Origin of the sequence: Kitasatospora purpeofusca (genome assembly GCF_042691725.1) — a bacterium.
Taxonomy (GTDB): Bacteria; Actinomycetota; Actinomycetes; order Streptomycetales; family Streptomycetaceae; genus Kitasatospora; species Kitasatospora purpeofusca_B.
On the sequence record NZ_CP170483.1, the window covers coordinates 6,056,108 to 6,072,632 of the forward strand.

The following is a 16,525-nucleotide window of genomic DNA, read 5'->3' on the forward strand; positions in this document are numbered from 1 at the left end:
AACGCCGCAGGGCCCGTACCGCACGCGCGGTACGGGCCCTGCCGTTCTTCCGGGGCGCCCGGGTCAGGCGGCGGACTCGAAGCGGCGCAGCCGGAGGCTGTTGGTGAGCACGAAGACCGAGGAGAAGGCCATCGTGGCACCGGCGATCATCGGGTTGAGCAGCCCGGCGGCGGCCAGCGGGATCGCCGCCACGTTGTAGCCGAAGGCCCAGAACAGGTTGCCCTTGATGGTGCCGAGGGTCCTGCGGGAGAGCCGGATGGCGTCGGCGGCCGAGCGCAGGTCGCCGCGGACGAGGGTGAGGTCGCTCGCCTCGATCGCGGCGTCGGTGCCGGTGCCCATGGCGAGGCCGAGGTCGGCCTGGGCGAGCGCGGCGGCGTCGTTGACGCCGTCGCCGACCATCGCGACGATCCTGCCCTCCGCCTGGAGGATCTCGACGGCGGCCACCTTGTCCTCGGGCAGCACCTCCGCGTACACGTCCTCGGCCGGGATGCCGACCTCGGCGGCGACGGCCTGGGCGACCAGTCGGTTGTCCCCGGTGAGCAGCACCGGGCGCAGGCCGAGGGCGCGCAGTTCGGCGATGGCCTCGGCGCTGGTGGGCTTGACCGCGTCGGCGACCTCCAGCACGGCCCGCGCCTCGCCGTCCCAGCCGACCGCGACGGTGGTCCGCCCGGCGGCCTCGGCGGCCCGCTTGGCCTCGGCGAGCGCGGCGGGCAGCGGCAGGCCGTGGTCGGCGAGCAGGGACTCCCGGCCGGCGACCACCGTGCGGCCCTCGACCACGCCCCGGACGCCCAGGCCGGGGACGTTCTCGAAGCCCGAGACGGCGGGCAGGGCGCCGAGTCTCTCGGCGGCCGCGGCGGCGACGGCGGCGGCGATCGGGTGCTCGGAGGCGTGTTCGACGGCGCCGGCCAGCCGCAGCGCCTCCTCCTCGCTGACGCCCTCGGCGGTGTGCAGCCCGTGCAGCGCCATCCGGCCGGTGGTGACGGTGCCGGTCTTGTCCAGGACCACGGTGTCGACGCGGCGGGTGTTCTCCAGTACCTCGGGGCCCTTGATGAGGATGCCGAGCTGGGCGCCGCGCCCGGTGCCGACCATCAGGGCGGTCGGGGTGGCCAGGCCCAGGGCGCACGGGCAGGCGATGATCAGTACGGCGACGGCGGCGGTGAACGCCTCGGTGGCGCTGTCGGCGGTCAGCAGCCAGGTGATCAGGGTGCCGAGCGCGATGAGGATCACCACGGGGACGAAGACGGCGGAGATCCGGTCGGCGAGCCGCTGGGCGGCGGCCTTGCCGCTCTGGGCGTCCTCGACGAGCTTGGCCATCCGGGCGAGCCGGGTGTCGGCGCCGACCCGGGTGGCCTCGACCACCAGGCGGCCGCCGGCGTTGACCGTGGCGCCGGTGACGGTGTCGCCGACGGCGACCTCGACGGGCACGGACTCGCCGGTGAGCATCGAGGCGTCGACGGCCGAGGCGCCCTCGACCACCACGCCGTCGGTGGCGATCTTCTCGCCGGGGCGGACCACGAACCGTGTCCCGACGGTGAGGTGTTCGACGGGCAGCCGGACCTCGCGGCCGCCCTGCAGCACGGCGACGTCCTTGGCGCCGAGGTCCAGCAGGGCGTGCAGGGCGGCGCCGGCGCGGCGCTTGGAGCGGGCCTCCAGGTAGCGGCCGAGCAGGATCAGCACGGTGACGGCGGAGGCCGTCTCCAGGTAGAGCATGGACGAGGCGTCGGTGTCGCCGACCGAGAACGAGAACGCGTGCCGCATGCCGGGCATGCCGGCGTCGCCCCAGAAGAGGGCCCAGAAGGACCAGCCGAAGGCGGCCAGGGTGCCGAGCGAGACCAGGGTGTCCATGGTCGCCGCGCCGTGCTTGAGGTTGGTCCAGGCGGCGCGGTGGAAGGGCAGGCCGCCGTAGACCACGACGGGGCCGGTGAGGGCGAAGGCCAGCCACTGCCAGTTGGTGAACTGGAGGGTGGGGACCATCGACCAGAGGACCACCGGGAGGCTGAGCACGGCGCTGATGAGCAGCCGGTCGAGCAGCGGGTCGGCCGCCTGCGGGCGGGCGTCGGCGGCGGGGGCCTCGGCGGGGCCGGCGGGCACCGGCGGCGGGGGGAGTTCGGCGGTGTAGCCGGTGTTCTCCACGGTGGCGATCAGGTCGGCCACGGTGACGTCCGGCGCGAACTCGACCCGGGCCTTCTCGGTGGCGTAGTTGACGGTGGCCTCGACGCCGGCCATCCGGTTCAGCTTCTTCTCGATCCGGGCGGCGCAGGCGGCGCAGGTCATGCCGCCGATCGACAGTTCGACGCGCTCGCGGACCGCGGCGGGGCCCTCCTGGCCGGTTGTGGCGGTCGCCGTGTCCGGGGAGGTGGAGCCCGAGGTGGAGGTGCTCATGTGCTGATCAGCTCCTAGGGGAGGGCACGGCGGGGGCGGGGTTCGCCGGGCCCCCGCCGCGCGGCGGGGGCTCTCAGGCGGCGCGGCCGACCAGCTCGTAGCCGGCCTCGTCGACGGCGGCGCGCACCTGCTCGTCGTCCAGCGGGGCCGCTGCGGAGACGGTCACCGTGCCGGCCTTGGCGTCGGCGGAGACTCCGGTGACTCCGGCGAGGGTGGAGAGCTCCTTGCTGACCGAACTCTCGCAGTGTCCGCAGCTCATGCCGGTGATGGAGTAGGTGATGGTGCTGGACATCGGAGGCCTCCGGAAGGTCGGTACGGCCGCGAGCGCCTGCGCCCGGGCCCGGCTTATAGTCCCACCATACCCCTAAGGGGTATTCCGTAGGGGTACGGATCGTGTGGTGTGGATCGCATTGCGGATCGCGCCCGGGTGTCTCCCGGGCGCCGCCGGTGCGGGTTCCGAGAGCAGAGCGTAGGCGTCCGGACACGCTGCGCCGGAATTCGCCTCGCCACCTGGACGGATTCGGGTGCTCGGCGGGCCCGGGCGGCCGCTGGGCCGGGGGTGCGCGGGTGGGCGTACTGATCGTCCGTTATGTTCGATATGTGTTCCCGATCCGCCGTGCCCAGTCGCCGTCCGTCCCGACCGGCGTCGGGCAGCCGCCGGCCCGGCGGCGCAACGCGCTGCTCGCCGTCGACCTGCTCGACATCCCGTTCTGGCGGCGGGCCGTCCCCGCGCTGATCGCGATCGTGCTGGTCGGGGCCGCCGACCTGTACTCCGGCCAGGACCGCTACCTCGCGCCGCTGATGACCGTCGTCCCGAGCATCGCCGCGCTCACCCTGCGCCCGCTCGAACTGCTCGGCGTCTGCTCGATCGGTCTGCTCACCGTCTTCGGCCTCAGCCACTACGACCAGGTGGACAACCTCAACGAGGTCCGCTTCCTGTGGGGCGCGATGGTCAGCTACCTGCTGCTCTCGGTGTTCTCCGCCTGGGTCGCCAGGATCCGGATGCGCCGGGCCGCCGCCTACGCCGCGGTCAGCTCCGTCGCGGAGGCCGCGCAGCGCGCGCTGCTGCGGCTGCCCGGCCCGGTCGTCGGACCGCTGCACCTCGCCGTGCGGTACGTCTCCGCCGCCGACGCGTCGAGGATCGGCGGGGACCTCTACTCCGTCCTGGAGACCCCGTACGGCACCCGGGTCGCGGTGGGCGACGTGCGCGGCAAGGGGCTCGGCGCGGTGCAGACCGCCGCCGTGGTGCTCGGTGCCTTCCGGGAGGCCGCGTACGACGAGGCCGGGCTGCGCGGGGTGGCCGCCCGGATCGAGGCCAGCGTCGAGCGGCACGTGCCGGACGGCGAGTTCACCACCGCGCTGTTCGCCGAGTTCCGCCGGCCCGGGGTGGTCCAGCTGCTCCAGTACGGGCACGTGCCGCCGATCCGGGTCGACCCGGAGGGCCGGGTGCACGTCCTGGACGCGCCCGACCCGTGGGTGCCGCTCGGCCTCGGCCGGCTGGCCCGCGGCGAGCCGAGCACCTGGGAGCAGCCGTTCGGCACCGACGACGTGCTGGTGCTCTGCACCGACGGCGTGATCGAGGCCAAGCACCGGCACAGCGGCGTGTTCTATCCGCTCGCCGAGCGGGTCGGCCCGCTGGTGCGGGGCGCGGCCCGCTCCGCGGCGGAGCTGGAGGCGGCGGTCGGGCGGGTCTACGCCGACCTGCTGGCGCACACCGGGGGCGAACTGCGGGACGACGCGCTGCTGCTGCTGATCACCCGCACGGACCTGGCCTGAGACCCGCCCCGAGCCGCCCTTCCCGCCGACTGCCGGCGCCGGGTCAGAGCGCCCCGGAGGCGGGCGGGCGGCCGACAGCCTCGGCGAGGGCGCGCAAGAGCAGGGCGGTGGAGGTGGCGCCCGGGTCCTGGTGGCCGATGCTGCGCGGGCCCAGATAGGAGGCGCGCCCCTTGCGGGCCTGCAGCGGCACGGTGTCCAGGGCGCCCCGCTCGGCGCCCTCCGCCGCGGCCGCGGCGGCCTCCGGCAGCCCGCCGCCGGCGGCCACCGCCGCCCGGTAGGCGTCCAGCGCGGGCGTCCACGCGTCGACGATGGTCTTGTCGCCCGGCTCGGCCTTGCCGAGCTCCCGCACCGCCCGCAGGCCGGCCGCCAGTGCCTCGCCGAGCCCGGCCGCGTCGGCGGGCGCCTCGCCGGGCTGCGGCAGCGCGCCGCCGATCGCCCGGAACGCCTTGCCGTAGAGCGGTCCGGAGGCGCCGCCGACCTTGGAGATCAGCGTGCTGCCGGCCTTGGTCAGCACCGCCCCGGGTCCGGCGGGGGCCGGGGCGTCCGGCGCGTCCAGGGCGGCCAGCACGGCGGTGAAGCCGCGCCGCAGGTTGCTGCCGTGGTCGCCGTCGCCGATCGCGGAGTCCAGCTCGGTGAGCCGCCCGTGCTCCTTCTCGACCGCGGCGGCCATCGCGCGGACCCAGGCCTCGGCGAGGCGGGTGTCGACGTCCATCTCGGGTGCTCCTGTTCCGCCGGTCAGGCGCGCTTGAGGGCGGGGGTGTCCACCGGGGCGTCCCACAGCTCCAGCAGCGGGCCGTCGGCCTTGGTGAGGGTGAGCGAGAAGCCGGCCATGTCCAGGCTGGTCACGTAGTTGCCGACCAGGCTGCGGGCCACCGTGATGCCGTGCCCGGCCAGCCGGGCGGCGACCTCGCCGAAGACGATGTACAGCTCCATCAGCGGCGTCCCGCCCAGGCCGTTGACCAGGGCGATCACCTCGTCGCCGGCGGTCAGGCGGTGGTCGGCGAGGATCGTCTCGACCACCTCGGCGGCCAGCTCGCGGGCCGGGCGCAACCGCTCCCGGCGCCGTCCCGGCTCGCCGTGGATGCCGACGCCCACCTCGATCTCGTCCGCGGCCAGCTCGAAGCCGGGCTTGCCCGCCGCCGGGACGGTCGCCGCGGTCAGCGCGATCGCGAACGAGCGGGAGGCCGCGTTCACCCGCTCGCCGAGGGCGGCCACCTCGTCCAGCGGCGCGCCGCGCTCGGCCAGCGCGCCCGCGATCTTCTCCACCAGCACCGTCGCGCCGGTGCCGCGCCGCCCGGCCGTCCAGGTCGAGTCCTCCACCGCGACGTCGTCGTTCACCAGCACCGTGCGGACCTCGAGGCCCTCCTCGGCGGCCAGCTCCGCGGCGAGCTCGAAGTTCATCACGTCGCCGGTGTAGTTCTTCACCACGAACACCACGCCGGCGCCGGAGTCCACGGCCTTGGCGGCCGCCAGCATCTGGTCCGGGACGGGGGAGGTGAACACCTCGCCGGGGCAGGCCGCGTCCAGCATGCCGGGCCCCACGAAGCCGCCGTGCAGCGGCTCGTGCCCGGACCCGCCGCCGGAGACCAGCGCCACCTTGGGCCCCGCCGGCCGCACGGCCCGGGTGATCACCCGGTTGGCGACGTCCACCGCCAGCTCCGGATGGGCGGCGGCCACCCCGGCCAGCGCGTCCTCCAGGACGGTCTCCGGGTCGTTGATGAGCTTCTTCACGGCGTACGCGCTCCCCTCGGCAGACGGTGCTGCCCCGACGCTACGCCAGACGGGGGTGCGGGGCGCGGAATCCGACACGCCGGAGAGGACTCACCCGGGTGGAGCACAGGTTCTAGGGTCGGGGCATGAGTGGACACGTGGGCATTGTTCTGGTCTCGCACAGCGCGGCGCTGGCCGGCGGGTTGAAGGAGCTGCTGGCGGAGCTCGCCTCGGACGAGGTGCGGGTGGTGGTGGCGGGCGGGACCGAGGAGGGCGGGCTCGGGACCAGCTACGAGCTGATCGCGCGGGCCGTGGCCGAGGCGGACACCGGGGCGGGCGTGGCGGTGCTGCCGGACCTCGGGAGTTCGGTGCTGACGGCGGTGACCGTGCTGGAGGACGAGCCGCGGCCCGGCGCGGTGCTGGTCGACGCGCCGTTCGTGGAGGGCGCGGTGGCCGCGGCGGTGACCGCCTCGACCGGGGCGGCGCTGGCCGAGGTGGTGGCCGCCGCCGAGGAGGCGCGCGGCTTCCGCAAGCTGTGAGGGCTCACTTGGCGTCGGCGTAGCACTCCACCACGGCGGTGCTGAGCGGGAACCGCACCGGGGTGTCGCCGAAGACCAGCCGGCGGGCCTCGTCCGCCGCCGCTTCGACCGCCGCCGCCACCGCGTCGGCGAGGTTGGCGGGGGTGTGCACCATCACCTCGTCGTGCTGGAAGAAGACCAGGTGCGGGCGGTCGGCCGCGGTGGCCACCGGGAGTTCGGCGAGCCGGCGGCGCAGCGCGGCCAGCAGGGCGAGGGCCCAGTCGGCCGCGCTGGCCTGGATGACGAAGTTGCGGGTGAACCGGCCGCGGGCGCGGGCCGAGCGGCCGCCGGCGTCGCCCGCCGTCTCGGGCGCCTCGGTGAGGTCGAGGAAGTCCGCCGAGGCCGGCGGGCACGGGCGGCCCAGCCGGGAGGCGACCACGCCGCCGTCCTCGCCGGTGCGGGCGGCCGCCTCGACGTAGCCCATCGCGGCCGGGTAGCGGGTGCGCAGGATGGCCAGCAGCGGGCCGATGTCGCCGCTGGTCTGGCCGTACATGGCGCCGAGCAGGCCCAGCTTGGCCTTGTCGCGGTCGCCCTGGAAGGCGGTGGCGGCCAGTGCCTCGTAGAGGTCGCCGCCGGCGGCGGTGCGGGCCAGCCCGGCGTCCTGCGAGAGCGCGGCGAGCACCCGCGGCTCCAGCTGGGCGGCGTCGGCGACCACCAGCAGCCAGCCCGGGTCGGCGACCACGGCGCGGCGCAGGATGCGCGGGATCTGCAGCGCCCCGCCGCCCCGGCTGGCCCAGCGGCCGGAGACCACGCCGCCGACCACGTACTCGGGGCGGAACCGGCCGCCGCGCGCCCAGGCGTCCTGCCAGGCCCAGCCGTGCGCGACGTGGATCCGGGACAGCTCCTTGTAGCGGACCAGCAGCCGGGCCGCCGGGTGGTCGATCGTCTTCAGCTCCCAGGAGCGGGTGGAGGCGAGCGGGATGCCGGCGTCGGCGAAGGCGCGCAGCACCTGGCTGTGCGAGTCCGGGTTGAACGGGCGCCCGCCGAGTGCCCGCTGGAGCTCGACGGCGAGTTCGGCGAGTAGCCGGGGCTGGGTGCCGGGGACGGTGGGGCGCGGGCCGAGCAGCTCGGTGAGCAGCCGGTCGTGGACGTCGACGCTCCAGGGCAGGCCGTCGTCGGCCATCTCGGCGGCGGCCAGCGCGCCCGCCGACTCGGCGGCGGTCAGCAGCCGGAACCGGGCGCGGGCGGCCGGGTCGGCGATCGCGGCGAGCCGGCGCTGCTGCTCGGCGTGCACGGCGACCACGGCGGCCAGCGGGTCAGTGCCCGGCGGCAGCTGCAGCCGGTCGGGGGCGAACAGGGTGTCCTGGCCGTCGTCGGCCTCGGCGGAGCCGGGCTCGGGCAGGTCGGCGGGGACGGGCAGGCCGTGCAGCCGGGCCCAGCCGGCGCCGAGCGAGCGCGGGGCGCCGAACCGTCCCTCGTGGGCGAGCAGCAGCGCCTCCACCAGCCGCAGGTCGTGGCAGCGGGCGAGCCGGTCCGGCAGCCGGGGGAGCAGCGGGGCGTAGCCGGAGTCGGCGGCGGCCCATACCCACCGGGGGTGTTCGGCGGCCTCCCGGGCGGCGACGGCGGCGGCGAGGTCGGGGACGGGTTCGGGCGGGCCGAGCGGGGTGCCCGCGTCGTCGAGCGGCCGGAGCCGGCCGCCGGGGCCGTGCGGATCGGGGGCGAGGGCGATCCGGGGTGCCATGGGGGGCTCCTCCTCCTGTGCGGACCGCGGTCCTGGCGTGGCCGTTCGTTGGGGGTACGGGGGCGTACGGGCGGCCGGTGTCGACGGTAGCGGGAGGGTACGACAAGCGGAGCCGCGGCGTCCGGCGGCGGGCCCGGACGGTGCCCGGGCGGTGTCCCGGCACGCGTCGGGACGGGTGCGCCGGGCTGCCGGGTGGGGGCCGTAGGCAGCGCCGATGACAGCGCGTAAGGTCGGCGAAATGACCGAGAACCCGTTCTTCAGGCCCAGCACCCTGGCCTACGAACTGCCGCCGTTCGCCGAGATCCGGCCGGAGCACTACCTGCCCGCCTTCGAGCGCGGGATGGCCGAGCAGCTCGCCGAGATCGCCGCGATCACCGCCGACCCGCAGCCGCCGACGGTCGAGAACACCCTGGTCGCGCTGGAGCGCTCGGGGAGGCTGCTGCACCGGGTCAAGGTGGTCTTCGAGAACCACTCCGCCGCCGACACCACCCCCGAGGTCGACCGGATCGACGCCGCGATCAGCCCCCGGCTGGCCGCGCACCGGGACGCGATCCACCTGGACGCCGCGCTGTTCGCCCGGATCGAGGAGCTGCATGCCCGTCGCGCCGACCTGGACCTGGACCCGCAGACGCTGCGGCTGCTGGAGCGCCGGCACACCGCTTTCGTCCGGGCCGGCGCCCGGCTGGGCACCGAGCAGCAGGACCGGCTGCGCGCGATCAACACCGAACTCGCCGCCGCCTCCTCGGAGTTCCGGCAGAACGTGTCGGCCGACTCGCAGGCCCGGGCGCTGGTGCTGGACTCCGCCGAGCAGCTGGCGGGCCTCTCGGCGGACGAGATCGCGGCCGCCGCCGAGAACGGCCGGGCGCTCGGGCGCCCGGACACGTTCGTGCTGAGCCTGAAGAACTTCTCCAACCAGACCGAACTGGCCTCGCTCACCGACCGCTCGGTGCGCGAGCGGCTGCTCGCCGCCTCGCTGGACCGCGCCGTCGACACCAACGGCCCGCTGGCGATCCGGATGGCCGCGCTGCGCGCCGAGCGGGCCCGGCTGCTCGGCCACGACACCCACGCCGCCTACGTGGTGGCCGACGAGACGGCCGGCACCGTCGAGGCGGTGGACGCGCTGCTCGCCCGGCTGGTGCCGCCGGCCGTGGCCAACGCCCGCCGGGAGGCCGCCGAGCTGGCCAAGCTCGCCGCCGCCGACGGCGTCGAGGAGATCGCCGCGTACGACTGGGCGTACTACTCGGAGCAGGTCCGGCGGGCCTCGTACCAGGTGGACGCGGCGGCGCTGCGCCCCTACTTCGAGCTGGAGCGGGTGCTGCGGGACGGCGTGTTCTTCGCCGCCAACCTGGCCTACGGGGTGACCTTCACCGAGCGGCCGGACCTCGTCGGCTACCACCCGGACACCCGGGTCTTCGAGGTGTTCGACGCGGACGGCTCGGCGCTGGGCCTGTTCCTCGGCGACTTCCACGCCCGGGCGTCCAAGCGCGGCGGCGCCTGGATGGACGAACTGGTCAGCCAGTCCGACCTGCTGGGGCAGCGGCCGGTGGTCTACAACAACCTGAACATCGCCAAGCCGGCGCCCGGGGAGCCGGTGCTGCTCTCCTGGGACGAGGTCCGCACGCTGTTCCACGAGTTCGGGCACGCGCTGCACGGGCTGTTCTCGGACGTCCGCCACCCGTACGTCGCGGGCACGGCGGTGCCGCGGGACTTCGTGGAGTTCCCCTCGCAGGTCAACGAGATGTGGATGGTGTGGCCGGAGGTGCTGGCCAACTACGCCCGGCACCACGAGACGGGCGAGCCGCTGCCGGCCGAGCTGGTCGAGCGGATGGCGGCGGCGGAGTCCTTCGGGCAGGGCTTCCGGACCGTCGAGTACCTGGCGGCGGCGCTGCTGGACTGGGCCTGGCACACCCTGCCGGAGGGCCGGGTGGTCGCGGACGCCCGGGAGTTCGAGGCGGCGGCGCTGGCCGAGGCCGGGCTGGCGGTGGCGGCGGTCCCGCCGCGCTACCGAACCACCTACTTCGGGCACATCTTCGCGGGCGGGTACAGCGCGGGCTACTACGCGTACATCTGGTCGGAGGTGCTGGACGCCGACACGGTGGAGTGGTTCAAGGGCAACGGCCGGAGCGTGCGGGAGAGCGGCGAGGTGTTCCGCCGCGAGCTGCTGGCGCGCGGCGACTCCCGGGACGCGCTGGACTCCTTCCGCGCGGTGGTCGGGCGCGCCCCGGAGACCGGGCCGCTGCTGGCCCGCCGCGGGCTAGTCACTCGCCCGCTCGCCTCCGGGGCGCTCTGACCCGGCGCCGACGGTCGGCGGCTTGGCCCTTCTCCCGTTCGGCACCGGCGCGCCCCTTCGGCTCGGGGCGGGGTTGCCCGGCGGCACCGGTCGTGCCGCCGGGCCCGGTGTCAGCGCGGTTCGAGGGTGACCGTGGCCGGGGTGCCCGGGCGGGCGCCCGGAGCCCGGCCGCGGTCAGTCGGCGGGCTCCGGCGCCGGGCCGGCCGGCAGGGCGGCGGTCGGCAGGTCGGCGGCGGCCGCCAGCCGGCCCCAGAGCAGGTCGGCGAGCGCCTGGACCATCCGGGTGCGCGAGCAGGGCCGGGAGTCCAGCCACCAGTCGCCGGCCGCCAGCACCATGCCGGTGATGGCCCGGCCCCAGGCCTCGGCGAGCAGCTCGCGGTCGGCGCCGAGGTCGATCTGGTCGGCGACGGCCCGGGTGATCTCCTCGGCGATCTGCTGGAGCGCCGGGGCGAGCGCGTTGCCCGCGCCGCTCGGGTCGCCCGGCTCGGGGTGGGTGAGCAGCCGGTAGACCTGCGGGCGGGCCTCGATCCCGGCGAGGTAGGTGTCCAACACGTGTTCGACCCGGTCGCGGCGCTCCAGCGGCTCGGCGAGCGCGGCCCGGACGGCGGCCAGCAGCCCTCCGGTGTGGCGCTCGGTCAGGGCCCTGACCAGGCCGTTCCGGTCGCCGAAGTGCCGGTAGAGGATCGGCTTGGTGATGCCGGCCTCGGCGGCGATGGCGTTCATGCTGGCGCCGGGGCCCTCGCGCTGGATGACCCGGTCGGCGGCGTTGAGCAGCTGTTCCCGGCGGGGCTCTGGATCCATGCGCGGTTCCTCGTTCCGTGTGGGTGCGGGCGTTGACACCGGTTACCAAGCAGTAGCAGACTCCGACGATGTTACCGGTGGTAACACCCCGGCCGGTCGCACCCTTCCTCGGAGGCCACCACCCATGAGCACCTTCTCGCTGGACCCGGGTCCGGACCAGCTCGCCGTCCGCGACTGGCTGCACGGCTTCGCCGCCGACGTGATGCGGCCCGCCGCCGCCGAGTGGGACGAGCGCGAGGAGACCCCCTGGCCGATCATCCAGGAGGCCGCCGGGCTCGGCATCTACTCGCTCGACTTCTACGCCCAGCAGTACTTCGACCCCTCCGGCGTGGGCATCCCGATCGCCATGGAGGAGCTGTTCTGGGGCGACGCCGGCATCGGCCTGTCCATCGTCGGCACCACCCTCGCCGCCGTCGCGGTGCTCGCCAACGGCACCGACGAGCAGATCGGCACCTGGGCGCCGCAGATGTTCGGCACCCCGGACGACGTCAAGGTGGCCGCCTTCTGCTCCTCCGAACCGGACGCCGGCTCCGACGTCTCCGCGCTGCGCACCCGGGCCGTGTACGACGAGGCCACCGGCGAGTGGGTGCTGAACGGCACCAAGACCTGGGCCACCAACGGCGGGATCGCCGCCGTCCACGTGGTCGTCGCGACCGTCGACCCGGCGCTCGGCGCGCGCGGGCAGGCGTCCTTCGTGGTGCCGCCGGGCACACCCGGGCTCACCCAGGGCCAGAAGTTCAAGAAGCACGGCATCCGCGCCTCGCACACCGCCGAGGTGGTGCTGGACGCCGTCCGGGTGCCCGGGCACTGCCTGCTCGGCGGCAAGGAGAAGCTGGACGAGCGCCTGGCCCGGGCCCGCGAGGGCGTCCGCAAGGGCGGGCGGAACGCCGCGATGGCCACCTTCGAGGCCTCCCGGCCGGCCGTCGGCGCGCAGGCGATCGGCATCGCCCGGGCTGCGTACGAGGTGGCGCTCGACTACGCGAGGACCCGGGTGCAGTTCGGCCGCCCGATCATCGACAACCAGGGCGTGGCCTTCCAGCTGGCCGACATGAGGACCCGGATCGACGCGGCCCGGCTGCTGGTCTGGCGGGCCTCCTGGATGGCCGCCACCCAGCAGCCGTTCACCTCCGCCGAGGGCTCGATGTCCAAGCTCTACGCGGGCGAGACGGCCAAGTGGGTCACCGCGCAGGCGATGCAGATCCTCGGCGGCAACGGCTTCACCCGGGAGTACCCGGTCGAGCGGATGCACCGGGACAGCGCGATCTACTCGATCTTCGAGGGGACCAGCGAGATCCAGCGGCTGGTCATCGCCCGCGCCGTCTCCGGGCTGCCGATCCGCTGACCGCCCGCCGCCCGGCCGGGGAGCGGCCCCGGACGGGGCTCAGAACCGGGCCGGTCGGCGCTCCAGGAAGGCGGCGAGGCCCTCGCGGACGTCGGGAGCCTCGCGGGAGCGGCGCTCCCAGGGGGCGAGGGCGGCCGCGGCCTGCTCCGGCGGGACGGCCAGGGCGGCCTTGACCGCGCCGATGGTCTGTGGCGAGCGGGTGGTCAGCAGCCGGGCGAACTCCAGGGCCCCCGCGTCCAGTTCGGCGGCCGGCAGGACCCGTTCGGCCAGGCCCAGGGCGGCCGCCCGCGGCCCGGGCAGCAGCTCGCCGGAGAACAGCAGGTACTTGGCGCGCGCCGGGCCGACCAGCCGGGCCAGCCGCAGGGTCGGCACCGCCGGGTAGACCACGCCCAGCTTGGCCGGGGTGATGCCGAGCCGGGAGTCCTCGGCGACGAACCGCAGGTCGCAGGCGAGCGCCAGCTGACAGCCGCCGCCGACGCAGGCGCCGTGCACCACGGCGATCGTCGGGTGCGGGAAGGCCGCCAGCGCCTCCTCGGCGGCGACGTTGACCGCGTGGTAGGCGTCGGCGCGGTCCGGGTCGCCGTAGACGTCGGCGAGTTCGTCGATGTCCGCGCCGGCGCTGAAGGTGCCGCCCGCGCCCGTCACCAGCAGGGCGCGCACGCCCGGCTCCCCGGCGATCCGCTCCAGCACGCCGGGCAGCGCCTGCCAGATCGCCAGCGTGACGGCGTTGCGCCGGTGCGGGCGGTCGAACTCCAGCACCGCGACGCCGTCCTCGCCGAGCCGGGCGTTCAGGCCGTCGGTCTCGGTGGGCAGCGGGGCGCGCTCGCGCGTCAGCAGCGGCCGGGTGGCCATGGGCACCTCCGGGAGGGTTCGGGTGCGGACACTCTCCCAGAGCGCGGCGGCGGCGGTCAGGGCCGGGTGGCGCCGTAGTCGCCGAGGCCCCGTTCGACCAGCGCGAAGGCCCGGTGGGCGGCGGCCAGGGCCTCGGGCAGGACGTCCGCGGCCCGCTCGCCGGCCAGCATCCGGCGCTGGTTCTCCTCCGTCAGCACCAGCCGGGTGCCCAGGAGCTGGGCGGCGGCCACCCGGGCGGTCAGCGGATCGCCCGCCGGGTCCTGGGCGAGCAGTTCGGCGGCGAGCTCCGCGCGGGCCCTGGTGTCGAACCCGACGGACGCCCGCAGCGCCAGCACCGGGGTGCGGTAGACCAGCCGGACCACGTCGAGCACCGGCTGCTGGTCGCTCAGCCCGGTGGCCGGGTCGAAAACGGCGAGCGCGGCGACGTACTGGGCGTGCAGCGCGGCCGCCGCCGGGACCTCGGGGGCCTTCTCGCGCACCACCCGGGCGGGCTCGTCGATGTGCTGCTCCATCGGGCCGAGGACGAGGTCCTCCTTCGTCGCGAAGTAGTTGAAGACGGTCATCTTGGAGACCTCGGCGGCGGCGGCGATCTCGGCGACCGAGACTTCGTCGAAGCCGCGCTCGGCGAACAGCGCGATGGCGGTCTGCCAGATCCGCAGCGCGGTCTGCCGCTTCTTCCGCTCCCGCAGGCCCAGTTCGGCCCCGTCGCCCCCGTTGCGCCCGTTGCCCGTCGTACTCCTCGCCATGGGAAGACTGTACCAGGGACAAAGATGTACCCGGCCGAAGAATTGACCGAGTCAAAAAATGCTGCCATCGTGGTGCCGCGCCGCCGCTCCGGCCCGGCGCCGGGCCGTTCTCGTGCCCGAACTCCACGATCCCCGGGGGGACTTCCGATGGACGCCGACGAGCCGGCCGCGGCTCCGATGACGGAGCCCCAGCGCAAGCTGGGCATGCTGCTCTGCCTGATCACGATCGTCCTGGCCGTGCTCGACATGAACATCGTGTCGGCGGCCACCGTGCCGATCGTCCGCGATCTCGACCCGGTCCACGGCGTCGACCGGATGCCGTGGCTGGTCAGCGCGTTCGCCCTGGCCACCACCTCGCTGCTGCCGCTCTACGGCAAGCTCTGCGACGTGTACGGGGCCAAGCGGGTGCTGATCGGCGCGGTCGGCGCCTTCCTGCTCGGCTCGGCGCTCTGCGGGGCCGCGCAGTCGATGGGGCAGTTGATCGCCTTCCGGGCCGTCCAGGGCGTCGGCGGCGGCGGACTGATGAGCGTGACCATGGTGGTGATGGCCCAGCTCAAGGACCCGGACGAGGAGAAGGGCGGCGGGGGCGGCGCCGCGGGCGGCATCGTCGCCGGCGGCGGCATGGCGCTCGGTCCGCTGATCGGCGCGCTGCTCGCGGACCACTTCAGCTGGCGCTGGATCTTCTACGTCAACCTGCCGATCGGCCTGCTCGTCCTGGTCGGCTCCGCGCTGGTGCTGCGACTGCCCGTCGCGGCCGGCCAGCGGGGGCTGGACTTCCCCGGCGCGGCGCTGGCCGCCGCCTTCGCCACCGGCCTGCTGCTGGTCACCGAGTGGGGCGGCAGGACGTACGGCTGGACGTCCCCGCAACTGCTCGGCCTGGCCGCGGCGACGCTGCTGGCGTTCGGCCTCTTCCTGTGGCGGCAGGCCACCGCCGCCGATCCGGTGCTGCCGCTCTCGCTGTTCCGGATCCCGGAGGTGCGGATCGGCTTCGCGGTGCAGGGCCTGGTCGGCATGGCCCTGGCCGGAGCGATCATGTACGTGATGCTCTACCTGCAGGTCGCCCGGGGGGTCGCCGCGACCTCGGCCAGCCTCTACCTGCTGCCGATGGCGGTCGGGATGACCGCGATCGGCCTGGTGGTCGGCCGGCTGACGGCGCGCGGCCGGTCGGTCCGTACGGTGCTGGCCGCCGGCTGCGGCTGCGCCGCGGTCGCGCTGCTGCTGCTCGGGCTGAACGGGCCGGGGACGTCCCTGTGGCTGGTCCGGGGCGAGCTGGCGCTGCTGGGGGTCGGGCTCGGCCAGCTGATCGGCCACCTCATCACCGTCGTCCAGGACGCCGCCCCGCCGCGGCAGCTGGGCGTGGCGACCGCCGGCATCCGGTTCTTCCAGACGCTGGGCGGTGCGCTGGGGGCGGCGCTGTTCGGCACCGTGCTGGCCCGGGTGTTCGCGCGGTACGAGCCGGGGCTGCCGCTGGGCGCGGTCGGCCGGCTGACCGGCGCGGCGCGGGAGCACGCGGTGGCCGGGTTCGTGGACGCGGTGGACGCCGTCTTCCTCTCGGCGGCCGGGGTGATGGCGCTGGCGCTGCTGATCGTGCTGCGGCTGCGGGGGCGGGCGGCGACGGGGGAGCCGGTGCGCGAGAAGCAGGCGCTGGTGGCCTGACCGGGGGCGGGGCGGGGCGGGGAGGGGAGCGGGGGAACGGGGGGAACGGGGGAGCGGGGCCGGTGGACGACTCCACCGGCCCCGCCGTCGTGCCGTCAGGAGGCGGGAGCGCCCTGCGGCTTCCACTCGTGGGTGAGCAGCGACCAGACCTCGCCGTCGTGGTGGACGCCGCCGTGCAGGTAGCTCTCCCGCATGACGCCCTCCAGCGTGAAGCCCAGACGCTGGGCGATCGCGCGGCTGCGGCTGTTCTCCGGCCGGTTGTGCCACTCGATCCGGTGCATGCCCCGGGTGGTGAAGGCGTAGTCGATCAGGTGCCGGACGGCGGTGGTGACCAGCCCGTGGCCCTGGCCGGCGGGCTCGGTCCAGACGCCGATCTCACAGGTGCCGCTCTTGGCGTCGAACTGCACGAACATCACGCCGCCGACCAGCGTGCCGTCCAGCCAGATGCCGTAGAGGCGGGCGGTGTCGGCGGCCTGCCGGTCGGCGTAGCGCTGCAGGACGGTGCGGGCGGAGTCGAGGTCGGTGGCGAGGCCGGCCCAGCCGATCCAGGCGTCGATGTGGGCGCGACCGCGCTCGATGTGCTCCAGGTACTCGGGCGCCTGCCAGGGCTCCAGCGGGCGGAGCTCGGCGTTCTCGGCGAGGGGGACGGCGAACATGGGCGGGCCTTTCGCGGCGAGGTCGACGGATCGTTCGTAACAAACGTTTGGTACG

At 75.3% G+C, this 16,525-nt stretch carries 14 protein-coding genes; 5 read left to right on the forward strand and 9 right to left on the reverse strand.

Features of this window, described 5'->3' with window-relative positions:
- Positions 1-63: 63 nt before the first annotated feature.
- Both ACFCLZ_RS26110 and ACFCLZ_RS26115 read right to left on the reverse strand, forming a co-directional pair.
- Positions 64-2,382, reverse strand: a complete 2,319-nt coding sequence (locus ACFCLZ_RS26110) for a heavy metal translocating P-type ATPase (protein ID WP_380279786.1) — start codon at positions 2,380-2,382, stop codon at positions 64-66.
- Between the two features lie 73 nt (positions 2,383-2,455).
- Complete coding sequence (locus ACFCLZ_RS26115; protein WP_380279788.1) at positions 2,456-2,674, reverse strand: heavy-metal-associated domain-containing protein; 219 nt, start codon at positions 2,672-2,674, stop codon at positions 2,456-2,458.
- Between the two features lie 308 nt (positions 2,675-2,982).
- Between ACFCLZ_RS26115 and ACFCLZ_RS26120 the strand changes: the two genes are divergently transcribed.
- The gene (locus ACFCLZ_RS26120) at positions 2,983-4,158 is read left to right on the forward strand and encodes a PP2C family protein-serine/threonine phosphatase (protein ID WP_380279790.1); all 1,176 of its coding nucleotides are present in this window, start codon (positions 2,983-2,985) and stop codon (positions 4,156-4,158) included.
- A gap of 43 nt (positions 4,159-4,201) precedes the next feature.
- Here the strand turns inward: ACFCLZ_RS26120 and dhaL are convergent, their stop codons facing one another.
- Together dhaL and dhaK are read right to left on the reverse strand one after the other, a co-directional pair.
- Positions 4,202-4,870: a dihydroxyacetone kinase subunit DhaL gene (dhaL, locus tag ACFCLZ_RS26125; protein ID WP_380279792.1), complete on the reverse strand. Its 669-nt coding sequence runs from the start codon at positions 4,868-4,870 to the stop codon at positions 4,202-4,204.
- Positions 4,871-4,893: 23 nt separating this feature from the next.
- Positions 4,894-5,889, reverse strand: a complete 996-nt coding sequence (dhaK, locus tag ACFCLZ_RS26130) for a dihydroxyacetone kinase subunit DhaK (RefSeq protein ID WP_380279793.1) — start codon at positions 5,887-5,889, stop codon at positions 4,894-4,896.
- Between the two features lie 125 nt (positions 5,890-6,014).
- Here dhaK and dhaM point away from each other — a divergent pair, with 125 nt between their 5' ends.
- Positions 6,015-6,407 (forward strand): dihydroxyacetone kinase phosphoryl donor subunit DhaM, encoded by a 393-nt coding sequence (gene dhaM / locus ACFCLZ_RS26135; protein ID WP_380279795.1) that lies wholly within the window; start codon positions 6,015-6,017, stop codon positions 6,405-6,407.
- A 4-nt stretch (positions 6,408-6,411) separates the two neighbouring features.
- Here the strand turns inward: dhaM and ACFCLZ_RS26140 are convergent, their stop codons facing one another.
- Positions 6,412-8,127, reverse strand: a complete 1,716-nt coding sequence (locus tag ACFCLZ_RS26140) for a bifunctional 3'-5' exonuclease/DNA polymerase (RefSeq protein WP_380279797.1) — start codon at positions 8,125-8,127, stop codon at positions 6,412-6,414.
- Positions 8,128-8,365: 238 nt separating this feature from the next.
- Between ACFCLZ_RS26140 and ACFCLZ_RS26145 the strand changes: the two genes are divergently transcribed.
- The gene (locus tag ACFCLZ_RS26145; RefSeq protein WP_380279799.1) at positions 8,366-10,417 is read left to right on the forward strand and encodes a M3 family metallopeptidase; all 2,052 of its coding nucleotides are present in this window, start codon (positions 8,366-8,368) and stop codon (positions 10,415-10,417) included.
- A gap of 174 nt (positions 10,418-10,591) precedes the next feature.
- Here ACFCLZ_RS26145 and ACFCLZ_RS26150 read toward each other — a convergent pair whose 3' ends face one another.
- Positions 10,592-11,218, reverse strand: coding sequence for a TetR family transcriptional regulator (locus ACFCLZ_RS26150; RefSeq protein ID WP_380279801.1), 627 nt, complete (start codon positions 11,216-11,218; stop codon positions 10,592-10,594).
- 124 nt (positions 11,219-11,342) lie between these two features.
- Here ACFCLZ_RS26150 and ACFCLZ_RS26155 point away from each other — a divergent pair, with 124 nt between their 5' ends.
- A complete protein-coding gene (locus ACFCLZ_RS26155; RefSeq protein WP_380279803.1) occupies positions 11,343-12,560 on the forward strand; it encodes an acyl-CoA dehydrogenase family protein in 1,218 nt (405 codons plus the stop codon).
- Between the two features lie 39 nt (positions 12,561-12,599).
- Here ACFCLZ_RS26155 and ACFCLZ_RS26160 read toward each other — a convergent pair whose 3' ends face one another.
- The gene (locus ACFCLZ_RS26160) at positions 12,600-13,412 is read right to left on the reverse strand and encodes an enoyl-CoA hydratase/isomerase family protein (protein ID WP_380279805.1); all 813 of its coding nucleotides are present in this window, start codon (positions 13,410-13,412) and stop codon (positions 12,600-12,602) included.
- A gap of 56 nt (positions 13,413-13,468) precedes the next feature.
- Positions 13,469-14,158: a TetR/AcrR family transcriptional regulator gene (locus tag ACFCLZ_RS26165; protein WP_380279806.1), complete on the reverse strand. Its 690-nt coding sequence runs from the start codon at positions 14,156-14,158 to the stop codon at positions 13,469-13,471.
- Between the two features lie 147 nt (positions 14,159-14,305).
- Between ACFCLZ_RS26165 and ACFCLZ_RS26170 the strand changes: the two genes are divergently transcribed.
- Positions 14,306-15,814 carry an MFS transporter gene (locus tag ACFCLZ_RS26170; protein ID WP_380279808.1) on the forward strand — a complete coding sequence of 503 codons (1,509 nt, stop codon included), beginning with the start codon at positions 14,306-14,308 and terminating at the stop codon, positions 15,812-15,814.
- Positions 15,815-15,909: 95 nt separating this feature from the next.
- Here the strand turns inward: ACFCLZ_RS26170 and ACFCLZ_RS26175 are convergent, their stop codons facing one another.
- On the reverse strand, positions 15,910-16,470 hold the full coding sequence (locus tag ACFCLZ_RS26175; protein WP_380279810.1) for a GNAT family N-acetyltransferase: 561 nt from the start codon (positions 16,468-16,470) through the stop codon (positions 15,910-15,912).
- Positions 16,471-16,525: the final 55 nt, after the last annotated feature.